17 protein-coding genes are annotated in these 22,597 nt (G+C 73.7%); 4 read left to right on the forward strand and 13 right to left on the reverse strand.

Features of this window, described 5'->3' with window-relative positions; all coding sequences use genetic code 11:
• Window positions 1–28: 28 nt before the first annotated feature.
• From AB0G56_RS21540 to AB0G56_RS21555, 4 genes are all read right to left on the reverse strand, one after another.
• The gene (locus AB0G56_RS21540) at window positions 29–1,528 is read right to left on the reverse strand and encodes an SDR family NAD(P)-dependent oxidoreductase (protein ID WP_360971662.1); all 1,500 of its coding nucleotides are present in this window, start codon (window positions 1,526–1,528) and stop codon (window positions 29–31) included.
• 126 nt (window positions 1,529–1,654) lie between these two features.
• Complete coding sequence (locus AB0G56_RS21545; protein ID WP_360971664.1) at window positions 1,655–3,040, reverse strand: wax ester/triacylglycerol synthase family O-acyltransferase; 1,386 nt, start codon at window positions 3,038–3,040, stop codon at window positions 1,655–1,657.
• Window positions 3,041–3,196: 156 nt separating this feature from the next.
• Window positions 3,197–5,527, reverse strand: a complete 2,331-nt coding sequence (locus AB0G56_RS21550; RefSeq protein ID WP_360971666.1) for a GH92 family glycosyl hydrolase — start codon at window positions 5,525–5,527, stop codon at window positions 3,197–3,199.
• Window positions 5,528–5,578: 51 nt separating this feature from the next.
• Window positions 5,579–8,194, reverse strand: coding sequence for a PA14 domain-containing protein (locus AB0G56_RS21555; RefSeq protein WP_360971668.1), 2,616 nt, complete (start codon window positions 8,192–8,194; stop codon window positions 5,579–5,581).
• Window positions 8,195–8,499: 305 nt separating this feature from the next.
• Between AB0G56_RS21555 and AB0G56_RS21560 the strand changes: the two genes are divergently transcribed.
• Window positions 8,500–8,877 (forward strand): hypothetical protein, encoded by a 378-nt coding sequence (locus tag AB0G56_RS21560; protein ID WP_360971670.1) that lies wholly within the window; start codon window positions 8,500–8,502, stop codon window positions 8,875–8,877.
• 80 nt (window positions 8,878–8,957) lie between these two features.
• Here AB0G56_RS21560 and glgC read toward each other — a convergent pair whose 3' ends face one another.
• The 3 genes from glgC to AB0G56_RS21575 are packed head-to-tail and all read right to left on the reverse strand — an operon-like array spanning window position 8,958 to window position 12,442.
• Window positions 8,958–10,178 carry a glucose-1-phosphate adenylyltransferase gene (gene glgC / locus AB0G56_RS21565; RefSeq protein WP_360971672.1) on the reverse strand — a complete coding sequence of 407 codons (1,221 nt, stop codon included), beginning with the start codon at window positions 10,176–10,178 and terminating at the stop codon, window positions 8,958–8,960.
• Between the two features lie 11 nt (window positions 10,179–10,189).
• Window positions 10,190–11,479, reverse strand: coding sequence for a glycogen synthase (gene glgA, locus AB0G56_RS21570; protein WP_360971674.1), 1,290 nt, complete (start codon window positions 11,477–11,479; stop codon window positions 10,190–10,192).
• Window positions 11,480–11,518: 39 nt separating this feature from the next.
• Window positions 11,519–12,442 (reverse strand): (2Fe-2S)-binding protein, encoded by a 924-nt coding sequence (locus tag AB0G56_RS21575; RefSeq protein ID WP_360971676.1) that lies wholly within the window; start codon window positions 12,440–12,442, stop codon window positions 11,519–11,521.
• A 239-nt stretch (window positions 12,443–12,681) separates the two neighbouring features.
• Between AB0G56_RS21575 and AB0G56_RS21580 the strand changes: the two genes are divergently transcribed.
• The gene (locus AB0G56_RS21580; RefSeq protein WP_360971678.1) at window positions 12,682–13,872 is read left to right on the forward strand and encodes a DMT family transporter; all 1,191 of its coding nucleotides are present in this window, start codon (window positions 12,682–12,684) and stop codon (window positions 13,870–13,872) included.
• On the opposite strand, the gene AB0G56_RS21585 is transcribed toward AB0G56_RS21580, so the two are convergent.
• Window positions 13,862–15,193 (reverse strand): transglycosylase family protein, encoded by a 1,332-nt coding sequence (locus tag AB0G56_RS21585; RefSeq protein ID WP_360971680.1) that lies wholly within the window; start codon window positions 15,191–15,193, stop codon window positions 13,862–13,864. The two genes, AB0G56_RS21580 and AB0G56_RS21585, sit on opposite strands and share 11 nt — an antisense overlap.
• A gap of 430 nt (window positions 15,194–15,623) precedes the next feature.
• Here AB0G56_RS21585 and gndA point away from each other — a divergent pair, with 430 nt between their 5' ends.
• On the forward strand, window positions 15,624–17,063 hold the full coding sequence (gndA, locus tag AB0G56_RS21590; RefSeq protein ID WP_360971682.1) for an NADP-dependent phosphogluconate dehydrogenase: 1,440 nt from the start codon (window positions 15,624–15,626) through the stop codon (window positions 17,061–17,063).
• A gap of 1,012 nt (window positions 17,064–18,075) precedes the next feature.
• Here the strand turns inward: gndA and AB0G56_RS21595 are convergent.
• The 5 genes from AB0G56_RS21595 to AB0G56_RS21615 form a co-directional block, all read right to left on the reverse strand.
• On the reverse strand, window positions 18,076–18,747 hold the full coding sequence (locus AB0G56_RS21595) for an aspartate/glutamate racemase family protein (protein ID WP_360971886.1): 672 nt from the start codon (window positions 18,745–18,747) through the stop codon (window positions 18,076–18,078).
• Window positions 18,748–18,830: 83 nt separating this feature from the next.
• Window positions 18,831–19,175 carry a GNAT family N-acetyltransferase gene (locus AB0G56_RS21600; RefSeq protein ID WP_360971684.1) on the reverse strand — a complete coding sequence of 115 codons (345 nt, stop codon included), beginning with the start codon at window positions 19,173–19,175 and terminating at the stop codon, window positions 18,831–18,833.
• 24 nt (window positions 19,176–19,199) lie between these two features.
• On the reverse strand, window positions 19,200–19,619 hold the full coding sequence (gene panD / locus AB0G56_RS21605; protein WP_360971686.1) for an aspartate 1-decarboxylase: 420 nt from the start codon (window positions 19,617–19,619) through the stop codon (window positions 19,200–19,202).
• A gap of 391 nt (window positions 19,620–20,010) precedes the next feature.
• Entirely contained in the window at window positions 20,011–20,253 is a 243-nt protein-coding gene (locus tag AB0G56_RS21610; protein ID WP_360971688.1) for a DUF5302 domain-containing protein, read from the reverse strand.
• 213 nt (window positions 20,254–20,466) lie between these two features.
• The gene (locus AB0G56_RS21615; protein WP_360971690.1) at window positions 20,467–21,882 is read right to left on the reverse strand and encodes a DEAD/DEAH box helicase; all 1,416 of its coding nucleotides are present in this window, start codon (window positions 21,880–21,882) and stop codon (window positions 20,467–20,469) included.
• A gap of 335 nt (window positions 21,883–22,217) precedes the next feature.
• On the opposite strand from AB0G56_RS21615, the gene AB0G56_RS21620 reads away from it, so the two are divergent.
• Window positions 22,218–22,592, forward strand: a complete 375-nt coding sequence (locus AB0G56_RS21620) for a DUF488 family protein (RefSeq protein WP_360971692.1) — start codon at window positions 22,218–22,220, stop codon at window positions 22,590–22,592.
• The last annotated feature ends 5 nt before the right edge of the window (window positions 22,593–22,597 follow it).

Here is a 22,597-nt window from a genome sequence, read left to right on the forward strand (position 1 = left end):
ACCCCGCCGGCACGTCAGGTCCGGGCGCTCACCACTTGCCGGGCGCGTAGTCCTTCAGGAAGACGCCGTACAGGTCCTCCCCCGCCTCGCCGCGCACGATCGGGTCGTAGACGCGGGCGGCGCCGTCGACCAGGTCGAGCGGTGCGTGGAACCCGGCCTCGGCGAGGCGGACCTTGTCGGGGTGCGGGCGCTCGTCGGTGATCCAGCCGGTGTCCACGGCCGTCATCAGGATGCCGTCCTTGTCGAACATCTCCTGGGCCGCGGTACGGGTCAGCATGTTCAGGGCGGCCTTGGCCATGTTGGTGTGCGGGTGGCCGGCGCCCTTGTAGCCGCGGTCGAAGACGCCCTCCATGGCGGAGACGTTCACGATGTACGTCCGCCGGGCCGCCGCGGCGGACATCGCCGGGCGCAGGCGGCTGATCAGGATGAACGGCGCCGTGGAGTTGCACAGCTGCACCTCGAGCAGCTCCACCGGCGTGACCTCGTCCACCGTCTGGATCCAGCTGTTGCTGTCGTGCAGGTCGGGCACCAGGCCGCCCGCGTCGATGGCCGTGCCGGCGGCGATGCGCTCCAGGGAGGCCGAGCCGGAGACCAGGGCGAGGTCGGTGACGTCCTGGGCGGTGAGCGCGCCGGAGCCCGCGCCGGGCAGCGCGGCGACCGCGCCGGAGCCGAAGGTGCCGATCACCTCGGCCGCGGGCAGCTCCCCGGCGGGCAGCGGGGCCGACTCCGCGGTGACCAGCTCGCTGTAGGCCTGCGGGGAGCGGCGGACGGTCTGGGCGGCGTTGTTGATCAGGATGTCCAGCGGACCCTCGGCGGCGACCGAGTCGGCGAGGGCGACCACCTGGGCCGGGTCGCGCAGGTCGATGCCGACGATCTTCAGCCGGTGGATCCAGTCGGCGCTGTCGGGCTGGGCCTTGAAGCGGCGGACGGCGTCGTTGGGGAACCGGGTGGTGATCGTGGTGTGCGCGCCGTCGCGCAGCAGCCTGAGCGCGATGTACATGCCGATCTTGGCCCGGCCGCCGGTCAGCAGGGCCCGCTTGCCGGTCAGGTCGGCGCGGGCGTCGCGGCGGGCGCGGTTCTCGGCGGCGCACTTCTGGCACAGCTGGTGGTAGAAGTAGTCGACCTCGACGTAGCGCTGCTTGCAGACGTAGCAGGAGCGCGGGCGCCGGAGTATGCCGGCGATCTGCCCCTCCTCGGTGCGGGAGGACGGCAGGATGCCCTCGGTCTCGTCGTCGATGCGCTCTGCCGAGCCGGTGGCCGTGGCCTCCGTGACCGCCTTGTCGTGGGCGGTCTTGGCGGCCCGGCGCTCCTGGCGGCGGCGCTGCTTGACCATGCGGTAGATGTGCGAGGTGGCCCGCCGCACGGCGACGGCGTCGGGGTGGTCGACCTCGATGCCGTCCAGCTCCCGGAGCACGTCGAGGCAGACGGCGAGGCGCTCCGGGTCGATGCCGGGCCCGTACGCGATCTCCTCGCCGGGCGCGTACACCACCTCGTCCATGGCCGTGGGGCCCTCGTCTGTCACCGTCATCGCGCTGCCGCTTCCCTGGTCCTCGTGCGGCGCGCCCACTCGCGCCCGCTGTCCGAACGGGGGATTTTACGGCAGCGCCACGGCCTACCGCCAAACGCGTGATGATCGACGCCGGGGACCGGTGTCTCAGGGGCCGCAGACGGTGATGAGGGTCTCCACCTCCTCGGACACGGCGCGGGCCAGCCGGCCGAGGTCCGGTACGGCCTTGGCGTCGGCGACGAGACCGTAGTGGACGTGGCCGCGGTAGGTGGAGATCGCGACGGCGAGGGACTGGCCGCGGGCGAGCGGCGCGAAGGGGTAGACCGCGGTGAGCGGGTGGCCGCCCAGGCGCAGGCCGAAGCCGGGCAGCGGGACGCTGGTGACCAGGATGTCGAACCAGAGGCGGGCGGCCTGGCCGACCAGGGGACCGCCGAGCCGGTGGCCGAGGGCGGGCACGTGGTCGGCGAGCAGGGCGACGGCGCCGGCGCCCCGGTCGGGTCCGGCGTCCTTGTTGCGGTCCATGGCGGCGCGGACGGCGGCGAGGCGGCGCAGCGGGTCCGGGACGCCGACGGGCAGTTCGGTCAGATAGCCGGAGAGCCGGTTGCCCTGTGGTTGGGCGGTGCGCGGGCGGCGCCGGGAGACCGGGATCAGGGCGCGCGGCGCGAGGCCCTCGCAGGATTCGCCCCGCTCCTGGAGCCAGCGGCGCAGGGCGCCGGCGACGACGGCGATCAGGACGTCGTTGACGGTGCCGCCCACGGCCTTGCGCACCAGGTGCACGTCGTCGATGTCGACGACCACACCGGCGGTGCGGCGGGTGCCGGTGGATGCGGCGGTGAGGGCGGGCGTGGTGCGGGTGACGAGGGTGGAGCGGGCGACGCTGGCACCGATGTCCAGGGCCCGCCCCACGTCGCCGAGCGCGCCGCGCACGAGTGCGGGCAGCCTGCGCATGTCGGGCAGCGGGCCGCGCGGCGGCTGGACGGGCCTGGGGCGCCGCTCGGGCAGCTCGACCGGGTCGAGGATGGCGGCGGCCAGGGTGAGGGCGCGCAGGCCGTCGGCGAGGGCGTGGTGGAACTTGAAGAGGACCGCGAAGCAGGCGCCGTCCTCGCCGGGCAGTACGTGGGCCTCCCAGGGCGGCCGGTTGCGTTCCAGGGGGCGCTGCATGAGCCGTCCGGCGGCGGCTTGGAAGTCGGGGGCCGGGGTGTGCAGCCGGACGTGGTGGAGCGGGTCGAAGCAGGGGTCGGGTTCGCGGGCGGCGCCGCCGAAGCCGAGCGGCCGGCGCAGGCCGTGCGCGAGGGAGTGGCGCAGGCCGTCGGCGAGGGGGCGCCGCAGGTCGAGGGGGCGCCACACGTCGCGGATGCGCATGCGCAGTCCGGGGACGCCGGCGGCGCGGGCGGCGAGCAGGTCGGCCGCGTGCGCCCCGGCGCTGGGCGAGGGTGCGGAGAAGATCCCGAGCGCGCCGAGGTGCATCGGGTGGTCGGCGGACTCGATGTTCCAGAACGCCAGGTCGAGGGGGGCGAGCAGGTCGGGACTCAATGGGTGCCTCGCGTCAACGGTGAGTGGGGCTGCAGTCAACAGTCTGTAACCGATTACGGTCAAGTACGATCAAGCTACGCTCAGTTAACATCAGATGAAGTCCCGCCCCGGCAGGTGGGGCGGGACGCGGGCGTCACCCGGGCCGGCCGGCGGGGGTCATCTCAGGGCGGGCGGCGCCGCCTGCGCCGACGTGCCCCACGAGGAGGGCCGCGGGCCCACGGTGTAGCGGAGCGTCCTGATGCGGCGCAGGTCGGCGGTGGTCAGGTAGGTCCGTTCGCGGGTCACCCCGTCGGCGCTGACCGACTGGGTGTAGCGGTCCTCGCGGGAGGTGCCGGGCGCCGTGATCGTGAGGGCGCCGCGGGGGTGGTGGCGGGGGTCCAGCCGCAGGTCCACGCGGTCGAACACGGGCGTGGACAGGCCCCAGGTGGCGTAGCCGGGCTGCACCGGGTACAGGCCGATGGACGACAGCACGTCCCACGCGGACATGGTGCCCAGGTCGTCGTTGCCGGTGATCCCGGTCGGTTCGTCGGTGAACAGGGTCAGCGCGGCGTGCACCACGTCGGTCGTCTTCCACGGCTGCCCGGTCGACAGGTAGGTGTACGGGGCGAGCAGGTCGGGCTCGTTGAGCGGGTTGTAGCGGTCGGTGTCGTAGTAGGCGTACGGGTCCTTGACCCACACCTCGCGGGCGGTGCGCGCGGGGTCCGCGAGGAGCTGGTCGTAGGCGAAGAACTCGTCGAGCCGTTCGTTGGTCAGCCGTTCGCCGCCGATCAGGTCGACCAGGCCGGGCAGGTCCTGCGGCACGAGCCACTGGTACTGCCAGGCAGTGCCCTCGTGGAAGCCGGCGCTCTGGGCCGGGCTCCACGGCCCGGTGAAGGCGCCGGAGGTGTCGCGGGCGCGGAAGAAGCGCGTCGAGGGGTCGAGCAGGTGGCGGTAGTTGCGGGAGCGGGCCGCGTAGCGGTCGGCGTCCTCGCGGTGGCCCAGGGTGCGGGCCATCTGGGCGAGCACGGCGTCCGACAGGGCGTACTCCAGGGTCGCCGAGGCACCGAAGGCGTAGTCGGAGTGGCCGGCCTTGGCGGGCTCGTGGCCCTTGATGTAGGGGGCGTAGCCGCGCGTGAGGTAGTCCTCGTTGGCGTCGCGGCCCACCGCCGGGGAGTCGGCGGGCGGCACGCCGTCGGCGTTCTTCCTCAGGGCGCGGTAGGCCCGCTCCTCGTAGCCCTTGAGCAGGCCCTGCTGGAAGGCGTTGGTCAGGAACGGGGTGACCGGGTCGCCGGTCATGACGTTCGTCTCGACCGTGCCGTAGCCCCACTTGGGCAGCCAGCCGCTCTCCTCGGCCACCTTGATCACCGAGATCGCCATGTCACGGGACTCGCGGGGCGCGAGCAGCGCGAGGAGCTGGGACTGGGTGCGGTAGGTGTCCCACAGCGACCAGTTCTGGTAGTAGGTGAAGCCGTCGCTGCGGTGGACGCGCCGGTCCCAGCCGGTGTAGCGGCCGTCGGCGTCCTCGCCGACGTTCGGCGCGAGGAAGGACCGGTACAGGGACGAGTAGAAGGTGCGGCGCCGGGTGGGGTCGCCGCCGGTGACGCGCACGTCCGCCAGCCGCTCCTCCCAGGCCCGCCGGGCCGCCCGCCGCACGGTGGCGAAGGAACGGCCGCCCTCGGCACGCAGGTTGCCGGCCGCGCCGGCCGCATCGACGTACGACAGCGCGGTGGTCGCCTCCACCGTGCGGTCGTGGGTGGTGTCGAACCGGAGGTACGCGCCGCCGCGCCCGGTCCGCGCGCCGGGGGCGAGGGCGGCGCCGTCCCAGGTGCCGTAGGCGGTGAAGGGACGGTCGAAGCGGGTGATCGTGTAGACGGTGTACGGGAGGGTGTCCTTGCAGAAGCCGCGGCCGGTGATCGCGGTGCGCACGGTGCGCTCGTCCAGGATCTCCACCGTCGACGCGACCATGCGGTGCAGCGCCTGGCCGGCGTCGAGCAGGACGTTGGCCTTGTCGGTGGCCGGGAAGGTGTAGCGCTGGACGCCGGTCCTGGCCGTCGCGGTCAGTTCGGCCTCGATGCCGGAGTCCAGCGCGACGCGGTAGTAGCCGGGGCTCGCCCGCTCGTCCTCGTGGCGGAAGCCGGCCGCGTACTTGGCGTAGTCCGTCCGTGTGACGTCACCGGTGGTGGGCAGCACCGGCAGGTCGCCGCCGATGCGGCAGCCGACGCCGGAGAGGTGGACCAGGGAGAAGCCGCGGATGCGGCTCTGGGCGTAGTCGTAGCCGGTGCTGTGACCGGTGTCCGGCGAGAACTGCACCATGCCGAAGGGCACGGTCGCGCCGGGGAACGTGTTGCCTTCGTTCGCGGTGCCGATGAACGGGTTGACCAGGTCGGTCAGCCGGACGTCGCGGGGTTCGGCGGCCCGTGCGGGGGCGGGGGCGGTGGACAGCGCGGACGCTGCCACCGCCGCCGCTCCCACGCACAGGCGCAGGCGCATGCTCCGGGTCCAACTCATGCAGGAAGACCTCCAGGGAGACGTCATTGCCTGCATGATCACGTCTGATGGTCAGTCAGCCGGGCATCCCGCGGGTGTCGCGCGCGACGCGTCGCGGATCAGCGCCTGCTGCGCGGCCCGCACCCGGGCCGCGTCCGGCTTGAGGACCCGCCGGTCGTAGGTGAGCAGACCGTTGAGTTCGCCCTCGACATCGCTGATCTGGGTGTAGACCGCGCCGTTGCTGCCGCGGCAGGCCAGCGCCCGCACCTCGCCGAGTTTGGTGAGGTAGTCGTCGGTGTAGGCGGCCGGGTCCACGTCGACGTAGCTCTGCTGCACCGGCCAGGCGTGTCCGGGCACCGCGAGGCCGAGGCCGCCGTACTCGCCGCTGACCAGGGCCCGCTTGCCGTCGGGGTGCGGCGGCAGCGCGGGAGAGGGGTAGCCGTGCTCGTCGATGATGTCGCCGGCGCCGCCGTCGGTCCCCAGGTTGATGCCGGACATGCCGTTGACCAGCCGCGTCGGGTCCCAGTCCTTGGCCTGCCGGGCGATGCGGGCCTCGTCGTACTGGCCCCAGCCCTCGTTGAAGGTGACCCACATGACGACCGACGGGCTGCTGATGTGCTCGTCGATCACCTCCTTCATCTCGCGCTCGTACTCGGCCCGCGCGGCGGCGGACGGGTCGACCCCCGCGGTCATGGCGGGCATGTCCTGCCACACCATCAGGCCCAGCCGGTCGGCCCAGTAGAACCAGCGGTCGGGCTCGACCTTGATGTGCTTGCGCACGGCGTTGAAGCCGAGCTGCTTGTGCGCCTTCAGGTCGTACGCCAGGGCCTCGTCGGTGGGCGCGGTGTACAGGCCGTCGGGCCAGAAGCCCTGGTCGAGCGTGGCCATCATGAAGACCGGCTTGCCGTTGAGGACCGTGCGGGGGACGCCGTTCACCTGCTCCACCGCGATGGAGCGCATGCCGAAGTAGCTGCCGACGTCGTCGGCGCCGACGCGCACCTTCAGGCCGTACAGGAAGGGGTCGTCGGGCGACCACAGGTGCGGGTCGTGGATCGTCAGGGTGAGCGGGGAGCCGGTGCGGCCGTGCGCGGTGGCGACCTTGCGCCGGCCCGCGTACGCCGTCGCCGTGACCGGTACGCCGTCGCGCACGCCCTGGGCCTGGACGGTGAGGCGGCCGTGCGGGACGTCGGGGGTGAGCGTGAGGGAGTCGACGTGGTCGCGGGCGACCGGCTCCATCCACACGGTCTGCCAGATGCCCGAGGTGGGCGTGTACCAGATGCCGCTCGGGTCGAGGCGCTGCTTGCCCAGCGGCGGGTTCTCCCCGCCGGCCGCGTCGGTCGGGTCGTACACGCCGACGATCAGCTCCTGGGTGCGGCCGGGCTTCAGCGCGTCGGTGACGTCGGCGCTGAACTTGTCGTAGCCGCCCTGGTGCGCGGCGACCTTCGTGCCGTTGACGTAGACCTCGGCCTTCCAGTCGACCGCCCCGAAGTTGAGCCGCAGCCGCTTGCCGTGGCCGACGTGCCAGTTCGCGGGGACGGTGAAGGTGCGGCGGTACCACATGCGGTCCTCGTGCCGTTCGATCCCGGAGAGCTGGGACTCGACGGGGTAGGGGACGAGGATCCGCTCGGGCAGCGACTTGCCCACGGGCGGCTGCTCGCCCGCATGGGCGGCCGCGAACTGCCAACTCCCGTTGAGGTTACGCCAGTCGGAGCGGGTCAGCTGCGGGCGCGGGTACTCGGGCAGGGCGTTGTCCGGCCCTGCCTGCCCGGCCCACGGCGTACGCAGTTCGTACGTCGACCGGTTGGGTCCGCTGCTCCAGAACGCGCCGACCGCCTTGCCGTCGGCGCCGGTGAGGCCGCCCTGACCGTCGTAACGGACGTCGGCCGTGCCGCGTGCGGTGCCGCTCTTGTCGCCGACGACGGGCTGCTGGAGGGAGACCAGCAGGGCGCGCGGGTCGGCCGGGTCCGTGCGGGCGGCACCGAGCGGCCAGGTGGCGCCGCCGACCACGGCCTTCAGGTGGTCGGTGAGGCTCGCGGGGGGCGCGGTGAGCCGCTGGGCGAAGCCGAGTCTCAGGGTGCGGCCGTCACCGAGGACGGTGCTGGAGAGCGCGCCGTCGTAGGCGTAGCCGTCGGGCAGGCGGAACGCGGACTGCGGCACCGGTTCCTTCGTGCCGCCGGGCTCGGTCCAGCGCACGTGGAGGTTGGAGCCACCGTAGTGCTCGAAGTACTCGACCTTGATGTCGTAGTCCTTGCCCGCGGTCAGCTCCACGGGGGCGGAGTTCTGCTCGCGGTCCCAGTCGTCGACCCAGTGGTCGATGACGAGGTTGCCGCCGATCCAGAGGCGGAAGCCGTTGTCGCCGGTGATCGAGAAGGTGTGGGCGCCGGTCTTCTCCGGGACGAGGCGGCCGGTCCAGCGGACGCTGACGTCGTCGGAGCGCCCGGTGGTGGCGGCCAGCCGGGGTTCGAGGTTGTCGAAGTCGAGTGCGGGGTCGAACGCGGTGGCCTTCAGCTGGTCGAAGTCGAAGGCTCCGGGGGCGGACTGGGTGTAGTAGTCGCCCTTGAGGCCGTGGGCCTCCACGGGGTCGTCGGCGGGGGTGGCGGTCGCGGTGGGGGCCGCGGTGAACGCGGCGAGACCGAGCGCTGCGGCGAGCAGCAGCGCGAGTCGGTCCCTGAAGCGGCTGGTGCGCACGATCCTCCTCGTGGCGAAGGAAACTGGCGTCTCTTGTGCGCTGCCCGAGTGCGGGTTTGTTCGGTCCGGTGCGGAATAACGTTGTCATGGGCAGCCGACGGCATGACAGCATGGATCTCGCCCACAGTCCAGGGACATGACAAAAGAGCGGGGCGCCGGGCGGTTGCCGGGTCCTGCCGGGCGGCGGCGGGGCGGGGCGAGATCCAAGTGGACCGGACGCCCGCGGGGCGCGCACCATGGGGGCGTCGCTTCCGTGCCGTGCCGATCCGTACGGCTCCCCCTCCCGCGGAAGGGAAGTGAACCGGATGCCCAAGGTCTCCCGGCGCACCGCCACCCAGGGCGGCGACTACGGACCCGTCGTCGAGCAGTCCGAGGACCTCGACCCCTACACGGTGGACTTCCGCATCTTCCGCGAGGACGTCGATCTCACCCCGCTGCTCAAGGAGCTGCCGGACGGCCGCTGCCAGTGCCCGCACTGGGGTTACGTCTTCAAGGGCGAGCTGCGGCTGCGCTACCCGGACCACGACGAGGTGTACCAGGCCGGGGAGGCGTTCTACGCGCCCCCGGGCCACGTCCCGGTGCACACGGCGCCGGGCACCGAGTACGTGCAGTTCTCCCCGGCCGACGACGCGCGCCGGGCCAGCGCGATCACCCTGAACCACTTCCCGCCACTGACGGGCTGACCCGCCCGCCACGCCGGGGTAGGCAGGCCGGGTCCCACGGGGCCAGGAGCATGGCCTCGGGGTCCGGGCCCTGGCCCAGGCTACGGCACGCGCTGGCCCTTGCCCAGGGCGATCACCCCGCCCCGGGACACGGTGTACAGCGCGGCGTCCCGCTCCGGGTTGACGCCGATCGTCGCACCGGGCGGCACCTCGACGTTCTTGTCCAGGACCGCGCCGCGCACGACGGCCCCCCGGCCGACGTGGACGTTGTCGTGCAGCACCGAGCCCTGCACCACCGCGCCGGGGTCGACCCGGACGCCCGGGGAGAGCACGGAGCGGGTGACCTGTCCGCGGATCAGGCAGCCCGCGCTGATGATGGACTCCCCTGCGATGCCGCCCGCGTTGAACCGGGCCGGCGAGAGCTGGTTGGAGTGGGTGTAGACCGGCCAGTCGCGGTTGTACAGGTTGAACGCGGGACGCTCGGCGATGAGATCCATGTGCGCGTCGTAGTACGCGTCGAGCGTGCCCACGTCGCGCCAGTAGCCCTGGTCGCGGCTGGTCTCGCCGGGCACGTGGTTGGCGCTGAAGTCGTACAGCTGGGCCTCGCCGCGCCCGGTGAGCTCGGGCAGGATCGAACCGCCCATGTCGTGCACCGACCGCTCGTCCTCGGCGTCCCGGTGCAGCGCCTCCACGAGCGCCTTGGTGGTGAAGATGTAGTTGCCCATGGAGGCGAAGACGTAGTCGGGGTCGTCGGGCAGGCCCGGGGGGTCGGCGGGCTTCTCCAGGAACCGTTCGACGGTCTGCCCGTCCGAGGCCGGCGTGATCACGCCGAACGACGAGGACTCCGTGCGCGGCACCCGGATGCCGGCGACGGTCACGCCCGCACCACCCTCGACGTGCTGCCGGAGCATCTGCCGCGGGTCCATGCGGTAGACGTGGTCGGCGCCGAAGACGGCGACGTACTCGGGCTGTTCGTCGTGGACCAGGTTGAGCGACTGGAGGATCGCGTCGGCGCTGCCCAGGTACCAGCGCGGGCCCAGACGCTGCTGCGCGGGCACGGGCGTGACGTAGTTGCCGAGCAGGCTGGACATGCGCCAGGTGGTGGTGATGTGCCGGTCCAGCGAGTGCGACTTGTACTGGGTCAGCACGCAGACGCGCAGGATGTCGCCGTTGACCAGGTTGGACAGCACGAAGTCCACGAGGCGGTAGGTCCCGCCGAAGGTCACCGCGGGCTTGGCGCGGTCCGCGGTCAGGGGCATCAGGCGTTTGCCCTCGCCGCCCGCCAGGACGATTCCGAGGACCGAAGGTCCACCACGACGCATGGCCGCTCCCCTCACCCGGTTGAACCACTACTGCCCTGGCCCGAAGCGGCCCAAGCCTGACCGAGGACCTCCTCGTACAGCCGCACGGTGCGCCGGGCGACGGCGTCCCAGCCGAACTCCGTCACCGCCCGCCGCCGCCCCGCCTCGCCCATGCGGCGCGCCGCCGCCGGGTCGGCGAGCACGGCGTCCAGGGCGCGGGCCAGGCCCGCCTCGAAGGCATGGTCCCGGCCGTCGTCCGGGTCGTCGTCCCGGCCGTCGTACCGTTCCTCGTCCTGCCCTCCGGCCCGTCCACCCCGGTCACGGCCGCCGCCCAGGTCGACGAGGATCCCCGTGCGGCCGTCGTCGACCACCTCCGGGATGCCACCGACCCGGGAGGCGACGACGGGCGTGCCGCAGGCCATCGCCTCCAGGTTGACGATTCCGAGCGGCTCGTACACCGAGGGGCAGACGAAGACGGCCGCGTGGGTGAGCAGCTGGATCACCTCCGGGCGCGGCAGCATCTGCGGGATCCAGTGGACACCGGCGCGGACCTGGCTCAGCTCCCGGTACAGGTCCCGGAACTCGCGGTCGATCTCCGGGGTGTCCGGGGCGCCCGCGCACAGCACGACCTGGGCCGCCGGGTCGATGTCCCGGACGGCGCGCAGCAGGTGCGGAACGCCTTTCTGACGCGTGATCCGGCCGACGAAGAGCACGTAGGGCCGGTCCGGGTCGAGGCCGACGCGGGTGAGGACGTCGGTCTTCGGATCGGGACGGTACAGGGCGGTGTCGATGCCGTTGTGGACGACGTGGACGCGGGCCGGGTCCAGGCCCGGGTAGCAGCCGAGGATGTCCTCGCGCATGGCACCGGAGACGGCGACCACGGCGTCGGCGGCCTCCATCGCGGTGCGCTCGGCCCAGCTCGACAGCGCGTAACCGCCGCCGAGCTGCTCGGCCTTCCAGGGACGCAGGGGCTCCAGGGAGTGCGCGGTCAGCACGTGCGGCAGGCCGTGCAGGAGCTTGCCGAGGTGCCCGGCGAGGTTCGCGTACCAGGTGTGGGAGTGCAGCAGGTCGCAGCCCTCGGTGGCGGCGGCCGCGGCGAGGTCCACGGAGAAGGTCCGCAGGGCGTCGTTGGCGCCGTCCAGCGCGGGCCACGGGCGGTGGCGTACGACGCCGGCCGCCCGCTCCGCCGAGGAGGCCTCGCCCCAGCAGTGCACCTCCAGGTCGACCAGGGGGCGCAGCTCTCGCGCCAGGAACTCGACATGGACGCCCGCACCGCCGTACACGTCCGGCGGGTACTCCCGGGTCAGCAGTCCCACGCGCACCCGCAACCCCCTGAGTCCGGCGGCAAGTCCCTTTCATGGTCACCCGGATGCGGCCCGCGGGGAAGAGCGCGGGACTCGTGTGAAGCAACAGTCCCCGCAGACACCGCCGCCGGGTACCCGGTAGTAGAGACAGCAACTGCGCCGCCGGAAGCCGGTGGTGCCCCTGGCGCCCCTGGCGCCCCAGGTGTCCAGGGTGCCCGCTCCGGCGAGCGCGGGGTGCGCGAGCAGGCGTACGGCCAGGTCGTGGGCCTGTTGAGCGGCCTCGGGCCGGCCGTCCGCCCGTGCCCATCCGCCGAGCTGCCGCGCCGCGCCCGCCAGCGCGGAGGCGGCGTTGCCCCGCAGCAGCCCCGGCGCGAGGCGGTACCGGGCGCGCAGGGCCGCGGCCAGGGGTTCCAGGTGGGCGAGCAGGACGACGCGGGCGAGCGCGGCGACGGCAGCGGCATCGGCAGCGGCGCCGGAATCCGCATTGGTGCCGGATTCGGCATCGGTGTCGGATTCGGCATCGGTGTCGGATTCGGCATCGGTGTCGGATTCGGCATCGGTGTCGGAGGCGGAGACGGTGTCGGGCGCGGGGGCGTTGCCGGTCGGGCGTACCTCCGTGAGCCACAGGTCGTCGGGGGCGCCGGCCGTGGGGTCCCAGCGGAGCAGGTCCGGTGCGAGGTCCGGGAGTTGTCCGTACCGTACGGTGCAGCCGAGGGCCACCGACCACAGCCGGGCGGCGAGCCCCTGGTGGGCCACCGAGGCGGCAACTCTCGCCTCGGGGGCGCGGATGCCCTCGGCGACCCGGCGCACCCGGACGGTGAGCGGGTCTGCGGCGTGCCCGCAGGACGGGTCGGCGTAGACCTGCGCGAGGGTGGGCAGCGACCCTCGGGGCGGCTCGCCCGTGCGCAGGGCGAAGAAGCCGCCGAGCGGGCGGAGGGCGGCGAGTTCGGCGTCGGGTTCCACGAGGAGCAGTAGTACCAAGCGGCCGGCGGCCGACGGGACCCTAGGGGTGGGCTCGGGCGGTTTCTCAGGGGGTGCCCCTCGTAAGTCGCCCACCTTGGGGAGGACATCGGGGGACGAATACTCCATCGGCAGTATGACCCATTGACTGCTCAGGAACGACGACGGGAAGCGATCGGCACGGCAAGGTGTTGAACCATGGAAGCCGCCTGTTCGCCGCGCCGGGCCCGCCGCCCCCGCCTCCCGCAGAGGACCAGCTCATGAGCGCCCTCGCGCTGTCCGTGCTGCTGTCACTCGTGTCCGCCGTCGCGTACGCGGGCGGCGCGATCGTGCAGGAGCAGGTCGCGGTGTCGGCCCCCGATGAGCAGTACGCGCCGCTGCGCCGGCCGGCCTGGTGGGCGGCGGTCGCCCTGAACGGCCTGGGCGCGCTGCTGCACGTGGTGGCCCTGGCCTGCGGACCGCTCAGTCTTGTCCAGCCGCTGGGCGCCCTGACCATAGTGTTCGCGCTGCCGATGGCCGCGCTCCTGGTCGGCCGCCGGGCGGGCGCCGCCGCGTGGCGCGGCGCGGTCATGGCGACGGTGGGTCTGGCGGGCCTGCTCTCCCTGGTGGGCGCCTCCCACACGCACTCCCTGAGCGGCGCGCAGCGCGTCGCCCTGGCCGCCTTCACCGGCGGTGCGGTGGTCGCGCTGACGGTGGCCGGGCGCGCCGCGCACCGGCATCCGGCGGTGCGCAGCGTGCTGCTCGCCATCGGTTCCGGGATCGCCTTCGGCATGTCGTCGGTGTTCACCAAGGCGGTCGCGGTGGACTGGACCACCGGGATCACGGCGTCGGACCTGCCGTCGCTCGCGGTGATCGGGGTCCTGGCGACCGCGGGCATGCTGCTGTCGCAGGCGTCGTACCGGGGCGGTGGCCTCGCGGCGCCGCTGGCCACGCTCACGGTCGTGAACCCGATGGCGGCGGCAGCGGTCGGGATCACGATGTTCGGCGAGACCTTCCGCTACGGGACGACGGGCACCGTGCTCGCCCTGGGCTGCGGCGTGGTGGCCGCCGGTGGCCTGATCCTGCTGACGACCGAGCGGATCGGGCGCACGGCGGCGGTGACGCCGGAGGGGGCGGCGGCTCCGGAGGTTTCGGTGACTCCGGCTCCGGTGACTGTGGAGGGAGCGGTGACTCTGGAAGGGCCAGGGGCTCTAGAGGGATCGGTGGCTCCGGTGACTCTGGAGGGAACGGTGACTCTCGAGGGAACGGTCCTGGATTCCCCGCGGCTGCCCGCCGTGGTCCCCGCTCCCCCGGCACCACGGGAGGCGGCCCCGGGAGCCATACCGGTACAGGACGAAGCGCCGCTGGAGGTGGGGACGTTGTACGGCGGACCGCTCTGCGGCCTCGTGCACGGCCTGCCCTACGTCCCCGTCCCCGTGCTCGTCCGGCACCGGCCCCGGGTCAGATCCTGACGCCGTGTGCCCGGAGGTAGCCGACCGGGTCGATGTCCGAACCGAAACCGGGCCCCGTCCGCACCTCGAAGTGCAGATGCGGGCCCGTGACGTTCCCGGTGGAACCGGAGCGGCCGATGCGCTGCCCGGCGGTGACCGACTGTCCGGCCCGCACCGAGATCGCCGACAGGTGCGCGTACTGGCTGTAGCGGCCGTCGGCGTGCCGGATCACCACCTGGTAGCCGTAGGCGCCGCCCCAGCCGGCGGTGACCACCCGCCCGGCCCCGGCCGCGTGCACGGAGGTGCCGGTGGGAACCACGAAGTCGACGCCCGTGTGGTAGCCCTTCGACCAGTGGGAGCCGGACGCCCGGTACCCGGTGCCGATGGGGCCGTGCACGGGGGCGACGAGGGTGTGCGAGGTGGTGTGCGGGCCCGTGTGCGGCCGCCCGGTTGTTCTGCTGCTCCCGGTCCGGGCGGCGGGCTTCGGCTTCGCCGCGGTTTTCTGCTTCTGCGTCTGCTTCTGCGGCTGTTTCTGCGGCTGCTTCTGCGTCTGCTTCTGCTCGGGTCCGGCCTTGGTGCCCGGCCGTGCGGCCGGGGTGCGCTCCTCGTGCGGGGCCGGCGCCTGGTGCGGCGCGTGCAGGGAGAGCCGCTGGCCGGGCAGGATCAGGTCCGGATCGTCCCCGACGACGGTCCGGTTGTCGGCGTACAACCGATGCCAGCCGCCCCGGACGTCACGGTCGTCGGCGATGCCGGAGAGGGTGTCGCCGCGGACCACCGTGTACATCTCGGCGGTGCCCGCGCGGGACTGCGGCGTGGTCTGCGGCCGGACGTCGTGTACCGGGGTCGCGGTGCCGGTGCGGGTGGTGTGCGTCTGCGCGGCTGGTGACCGCGCCGTGTGCGACTGCTTGGTCTGCGAGTGCACCGCGTGCGTCTGCGGGATATGTGTGTGCGGGTGCGCCGCCTGGGCGTGGGTCAGTCCGGCGCGCGGGGCGCACACCGGCCAGGCGCCGGGGCCCTGGCCGCCGAGCACCTTCTCCGCCACCGCGATCTGCTGGTCCCGGGTGGCCAGGTCGGCCCGCGGGGCGTATCCGGTCCCGCCGTACGCCGCCCACGTGGACCGGGTGAACTGCAGCCCGCCGTAGTACCCGTTGCCGGAGTTGGTGTTCCAGTCGCCGCTCGACTCGCAGGCGGCCACCTTGTTCCAGGTGGCCGCGTCGGCCGCGTACGCGGTGCCGGCGCCGATCAGCGGGATGGCCATACCCGCGCCGCCCACCGTGACGGTCAGTGAGGCGCGGTTGATCCTGTTCGGCTGGTACCGGCGGTGCCGGCCGCGTGCGGCCATGTCCGTTCCCCCTCGCCATGCGTCAGGAGGGGCAAAAGTAGACGCCGCGAACGAGCCATGACAAGACGGCAATCGGCCGCTTGCATATTTCAAGTGGCGCGTATCGTACGTGCGTTGGCCGGATCAAAAACGAGGGGCAGACGGCCCCGGGAGACCGCCGGGGCAGAGCGGGCCGGGCCGGCCGCTACGACGGGGGCCGGCAGGCTGCGCCGATACGTCAGGCACCCGCCGCGCGTGAGGCAGCCGTGCGGGGAGCTGGCGGCAGCCGGTACGGATGTGCGGCCGACGTGTCGGCGGGCCAGGATGGTCGCAGGGCGGGGAAGCCTGCCCAGGGCCCCCGGAAGGCCCCGGGCACCCCGGGAAGACCGGCCGGCCCCACTAACGGACCACATGACGCGGCGATCCATCGGACCTTTGAGGAGCAGGCGGTATGAGCACTACAGCCCAGATCGGCGTCACGGGACTCGCGGTCATGGGCCGCAACCTCGCCCGGAACTTCGCGCGCAACGGCTACACGGTCGCGCTGCACAATCGCACGGTGTCCCGGACGACGTCGCTGGTGGAGGAGTTCGGCAGCGAGGGCGCCTTCGTGCCGGCCGAGACCGCCGAGGAGTTCGTGGCGGCACTGGAGCGTCCGCGCCGGCTGGTCGTCATGGTCAAGGCGGGCGAGCCGACCGACGCGGTGATCCGGGAGTTCGCGCCGCTGCTCGAACCCGGCGACATGATCATCGATGGCGGCAACGCGCACTTCGCCGACACCCGGCGCCGCGAGCGGGAGCTGCGCGAGCAGGGCATCCACTTCGTCGGTACGGGCATCTCCGGGGGCGAGGAGGGCGCGCTGCACGGTCCGAGCATCATGCCGGGCGGTTCCACCGAGTCGTACGCGTCGCTCGGTCCGATGCTGGAGAAGATCTCCGCGAAGGCGGCCGACGGAGCGCCGTGCGTGACGCACGTCGGCCCGGACGGCGCGGGCCACTTCGTGAAGATGGTCCACAACGGCATCGAGTACGCCGACATGCAGCTGATCGGCGAGGCCTACCAGTTGCTGCGTGACGTGGCCGGATACTCGCCCGCGCAGATCGCGGAGGTCTTCCGCACCTGGAACACCGGCCGTCTGGACTCGTACCTCATCGAGATCACGGCGGAGGTCCTGGCGCATGTGGACGCGGCCACGGGCGAACCGTTCGTGGACGTGGTGGTGGACCAGGCCGAGCAGAAGGGCACGGGCCGCTGGACGGTGCAGATCGCGCTCGACCTCGGGGTGCCGGTGTCCGGTATCGCGGAGGCGGTCTTCGCGCGGTCCCTCTCCGGGCACGCGGCGCTGCGCCAGGCCTCGCGGCAGCTCGCGGGTCCGAAGGCGGAGCCGCTGTCCGAGGCCGAGGCGGCGGCGTTCGCGGACCGCGTCGAGCAGGCGCTGTACGCCTCGAAGATCGTGTCGTACACGCAGGGCTTCCACGAGATCGCGGCGGGCAGCGAGGAGTACGGCTGGGACATCGACCTGGGCGCGGTCTCCTCGATCTGGCGGGGCGGCTGCATCATCCGGGCGGCCTTCCTGGACCGCATCCGGGCCGCGTACGACGCCCGTCCGGACCTGCCGAGCCTGCTGTCCGACGACACCTTCGCGCAGGAGATCGCAGCGGCCCAGGACGACTGGCGCGAGGTCCTCGTCGCCGCGACCCGGCAGGGCGTGCCCACCCCCGGCTTCGCCGCGGCGCTGGCCTACTACGACGCCCTGCGCGCCGAACGCCTGCCGGCCGCCCTCACTCAGGGGCAGCGCGACTTCTTCGGCGCGCACACCTACCGGCGCGTGGACCGCGACGGCTCCTTCCACACGCTGTGGGGCGGGGACCGTACGGAGGTGACGGCGTAGCGGGCACGGGCGGCGTGTCCGCGGCAGGAACGGGCCGGGCGGGCCGCCGTCAGGACAGCGGCGGCCCCGGCTCGGGATTCGGCACCGGTTCCGGGCCCGGCGGGATCGGGGACGGAGAAGGCTCGGGCGGCCCCGGGGGTGGTCCTGGGGCCGGCGGCGTGGGCGGCGGGCCGGGGAGCGGCCCCGGCGGCACGGGCCCGGGCGGCGGCGTCGGTCCGGGCCCCGGCGGCGGTCCGGGGACCGGCGGCGGCTCCGGGGCCGGATGCGGTTCGGGGGTGGGCACGGGGTCCGGCTGCGGTTGCGGACGCTGGGGCTCCGGGCCCGGCGCGGGCCCGGGTCCGGGTCCGGGAGTGGGCGGGGGCTGTACGGGGTCGGGGTACGGGTCGGTCATGGCGTCCTCCGGCCAGTCGGTCGACACGGGCTCTGGACTACTCCCCCGCCTACCCGGCACCCGCCCGGCCAGTCACCCGGGGGCAGCACGGCGAGGACCCGGCTGGGCTCATCCGCGACGCGTTCGTCCGGGGTGCCCGCCGCCTCCCGTCCCCGGCACCGGCGATCCGATAGGGCCGACGCCCCTGCCGGCCCTGTCGCCCGCCGCCGCGATCTGACTCCGCCGCCCGTACCGGCCCTACCGCCCGCCGCAGACCCCGGTGATCGCCGCCCGTACCAGCCCTACCGCCCGCCGCAGACCCCGGTGATCGCCGCCCGTACCGGCCCTACCGCCCGCCGCAGACCCCGGTGATCGCCGCCCGTACCGGGCCTACCCCTCGGCACAGCCATCCCGTCCCGCCGCTCGTACCGGCCCTACCGCCCGCCGACGCGGTCCGGCCCCGCCGCCTCTCCCGGCCCTACCGCCCGCCGCCGACCCCGCCGCTCCGCCGCCCGTCTCGGCCCTACCGCGCGCCGCCATCCGGCCCTGTCGCCCGTTACTGCCCTACCGTCCGGGCCCGCCGCCCGGCACCGACCCCGGTGATCCGCTACCGCAGTCACCGCCGTCGACTCCGCCCGCGCCCTACCGCCCTGCGCCGCGATCCGGCCCCGCCGCCCCCGCCGCCCGTGCCGCCCGTGCCGCCGCCGTGAGTCCGAGGCGGGGGCTGGCCAGGACCGGGACGGACGTCGTCGTCAGGTTCCTCGCCCGGGCCATGGAGGCCTGGGCGAGGACGATGGCGTCGGCGTCCGTGACCGCGTCGGCGGCTGCCGCGACGTCCCGTACGTACCCGTCGGTGTCACCGGCCTCGAAGCGTGCCCAGGCGCCGGGCACGAGGAGGGGACGGACTCGGACGCGGCGACCGGCGCGGTCCGCCTCCTCGGACAGGAGCGCGACGGTGGGGGCGAGGGTGCTCTCCACCGCCGCGACGACCACCACCCGCGGGCCGGCGGCCACCGCCTCGGCCGCCATCGGCCGGTCGACGCGCAGCACGGGCAGCGCGCGCCCGGCGCCGGCCGCCTCCGCGACCGCGCCGATGGTCGAACAGGTGCACAGGACCGCGCCCGCGCCCTCGGACACGGCCCGGTCCAGCACCGCCGCCACGTCGTGCGCCACCGCGTCCGGGCCGTCCCTGCCGGCCCTGCGCAGCAGGTCCTCGTCGACGAAGTGCCGCAGCCGCAGGCCCGGGTGGTCCTCCGCGCGCAGGGCCTCGAAGACCGGGACGTGGACGGGCGAGGTGTGCAGCAGCGCGAGCACGGCGGGCACGGCCGACGCGGCCGGACCTGCCGGCGCGCGCGGCTCTGGCGACGGGGGCGGCACGGCACGGCCCCCGGTCGTGCTCAGAACCGCCCCGGGTGCGCCGCCAGCCACTCCTTGGCGGCCTGCCGCAGCCCGGGGCCGGGCGCGGGGGCCTCGTCCGGGTGGCGCGCGGCCCACTTGGTGACGTACGGGCACAGCGGGGCCACGACGACGCCCTCGCGCCCGGCGGTGGCGTACAGTTCGCGCGCCAGGGAGCCCGCGATGCCCTTGCCCTCGTGGGCCGGTTCCACGATCGTGTGGACCGGAACGAGGGCGCGCCCGGGCGTCTCCAGGACGAAGTACTCGATGCGGCCGACCACTTCGCCTCCCGACACGGCCTCCAGCCGGCCGGCCTGCCGGTCGTCGCGGATCTCGATGCCACTCATGGGCGATCTCCTCGCGGTGTGCGGTCAGGCGGGCACGGACAGCGGGCTGCGCTGCTGGTCCGAGGCCGGTACGGGGGCGGACGGGTCGGCGCCCAGCTCCACGATCCGGTTGTCCGCGTCCACGTGGACCACCCGCGGCTCCAGGGCCCGTGCCTCGGCGTCGTCGACCTGGACGTAGCTGATGAGGATCACCAGGTCACCGGGGTGCACGAGGTGGGCCGCGGCCCCGTTGATGCCGATGACCCCCGAACCGCGCTCGCCTTCGATGACGTACGTCTCCAGCCGGGCGCCGTTGGTGATGTCGACGATGTGGACCAGCTCTCCGGGCAGGAGGTCGGCGGCGTCGAGCAGGTCCGCGTCGATGGTCACCGAGCCGACGTAGTGCAGGTCGGCGTGGGTGACGGTGGCACGGTGGATCTTCGACTTGAGCATGGTGCGCAGCATTCAGCACTCCTAGAAGACGGCTCCCTGCCTGCTTTGTGCAGGTCAAGGGCGTTCTTCACTGTACACCGGCACCCGTCGGACTGACGTCACGTCAGGTACGTCGGCGTCCTGCCCCCGGACGACGGCGGGGGTGGCGGAGCGGGACGGGCCGTCCGCCACGTCCTGGCCACCGTGCGACGTGGCCGGCCGGACGCCTAGGCCGGAATGCCGGTGCAGCGGCGCCATCGACCCGCGCCGACCGCCATGGGGTCATTCCTGCAGGCGAGCACCCCGTTGCACCTCACCCGCAACGCGCACATGGCATGCGCACGTTGCGGGCCACGGCACCGGGCCGGCGAGTGGTCGGCGCGCGGCCTGCCGGTCCTGCGGCCGGACCGCGGGACCGGTCGACTCAGCCGCCGCTCTTGCGCCTGAAGGACCGCTGGCTCGCGGCCGGGCCGTGCGCCGCACGCACCTTCGACGCATCCGGGTTGGCCGCGGCATCGGCTGCGTCCGCCTGCGCGCCGCGCTTGCGCGCCAGGGCTTCGCGGAACTTGCGCTTGAGGTCGTAGTTGCCGTCGTTGTCCGGCGCCAGAGGGGGCGTCTCGGCGTCGGCCGGCTCCGAACCTTCCGTAGTCACGGGCTCTGCGGTCATGATGACCTCCTGGGTTCGGGGATGGGGCAAGCACAGCTTGTCATGCCGGACGCGGTGCGTGGCGCCGGCAGCATCATCCCGCTTCGTTTCGGGCGGGGCCCCCGTCGCGGTCGAGGGCGTTCGCTTCGTGGGCGGGGGCGCGCAGGACGGCTTCGGGCCGGGCCGAGGGGGCCGGCCCCGTGGCCGGGAGATCCGCCGGCAGGGCGACGGCTCTCAGCCGTTGCGGCGCACGCGGGCGGCCTTGCGGGCCTCGGCGAGCTTGCGGGCCTCGCCGGCCTTGCGGGACTTGCCGCCGGCGGCGCGGGAGGGGTCCTTGCCGGTGCCGAGGCCGCGGAAGGGAGCGTTGGTGTTCTTGGGCCGCAGGGCGGCGGGCCCGCCGTCGAGCGGGGTGCCGGAGGGGGCCTTGGCGCCGGTGATGCGGCTCAGCTCCGCCTCGCCCGAGCGCACCTTGGTGACGGTCGGCTCGATGCCGGCCCCGGCCATCATGCGGCTCGTCTCGCGGCGCCCGGCCGCCTCCACGAGCGTGACCACCCTGCCGGACGCACCGGCGCGGGCGGTGCGGCCGGCCCGGTGCACGTAGTCCTTGGGGTCGGCGGGCGGGTCGACGTTGACCACGAGGTCGAGGTCGTCGACGTGCAGGCCGCGGGCCGCGACGTCGGTCGCCACCAGAACGGTGATCAGGCCGTTCTTGAACTGCGTCAGGGTCCGTGTGCGCTGGGGCTGGGACTTGCCGCTGTGCAGGGCCCCGGCGTGCACCCCGCCGGCCCGCAGATGCCGGGTGAGCTGGTCGACGGCGTGCTTGGTGTCGCGGAACAGCAGGACGCGGCCGTCGCGGGCGGCGATCTCCGTGACGACGGCGTAGAGGTCGGGGCCGTGGACGACCAGAAGGTGGTGCTCCATCGTCGAGACCGTGCCCGCGGACGGGTCGACGGAGTGGACGACGGGGTCGTGGAGGTAGCGGCTGACCAGCTGATCGACGTGGCGGTCCAAAGTGGCCGAGAACAGCATCCGCTGGCCGTCGGGGTGTACCTGGTCGAGCGCGTCGACGACCTGCGGCAGGAATCCCAGGTCGCACATCTGGTCGGCCTCGTCCAGCACGGTGATCCTCACCCGTCCCAGGCGGCAGGCGTTGCGCTCGATCAGGTCGTGCAGGCGTCCGGGGGTGGCGACGACCACCTCGGCTCCCTGCCGCAGCGCGGCGACCTGCCGGCCGATCGACATGCCTCCGACGACCGTGGCCATGCGCAGTCGCAGTGCCTCGGCGTACGGCGCCAGCGCCTCGGTGACCTGTTGGGCCAGCTCCCGGGTGGGCACGAGAATCAGAGCGAGGGGCTGCTTCGGTTCGGCGCGCCGTCCAGCCGTACGTGTCAGCAGCGGCAGGCCGAAGGCGAGCGTCTTGCCCGATCCGGTGCGCCCGCGCCCCAGGACATCGCGCCCCTCCAGGGCGTCGGGCAGTGTGGCGGCCTGGATCGGGAAGGGTTCGCGCACCCCCAGTCCGCTCAGTGTCCGCACCACCTCCACCGGCAGTTCCAGGTCGGCGAAGGAGGCGGCCCAGGGCCGCGCCGGGGTCGTGGCTCCGGGCCGGGCGGGACCGCCGTGCGCGATGCCGGAGTCGTCGGGATGCTTCATGAACAGCCTTCCGCAGGGGAACGTACCGAGGAAGGCCCGGCAGGATCGAACAGCCCGCGCACCAGCAGAACCGAACAGGCGGAAGCGCCCACCGCGACGACCACGCAAACGCGTCACACTAACACGACAGGCCCAGCGCCGACTCCACCGCGAACGCCGGCTGCGTCGCCCCGTAGCCGAAAGTAGCCTACTGCGCCGGACGGTCACCGCGTCGGCGCTCCGGCTCGTGCTCGCGTGCCGGGTCCGGGTCCGGGTCCGGGTCCGGGTCCGGGTCCGGGTCCGCCGATAGAATGTGACGGGCCGGACCGGGCCGGTCGAACCGGAAAGGTGCCGTCATGGCCGGACAGATCAGCTACCGAAGGATCTACGAGGACGTGTCGCCGCGGGACGGCAAGCGCGTCCTCGTCGACCGCCTGTGGCCCCGGGGCGTGAGCAAAGAGGACGCCCACCTGGACGAGTGGCTGCGGGACGTCGCCCCTTCCACCGATCTGCGCCGCTGGTACCACCACGATGCCGACCGCTTCGCCGAGTTCCGCCGCCGTTACGTCTCCGAGCTGGGCGATCCCGATCACCAGCCGGCCGTCGAGCGTCTGCGCGAGCTGGCGGCCCGGGACGACGTCACCCTGCTCACCGCCACCAAGGACGTGGACCACAGCGAAGCCGCGGTCCTCGCCGACTGGCTGAACCACGCCGGGCGCCGGGGCGTCTGACGGAC

Source organism: Streptomyces sp. NPDC021356 (assembly GCF_040641015.1).
GTDB lineage: Bacteria > Actinomycetota > Actinomycetes > Streptomycetales > Streptomycetaceae > Streptomyces.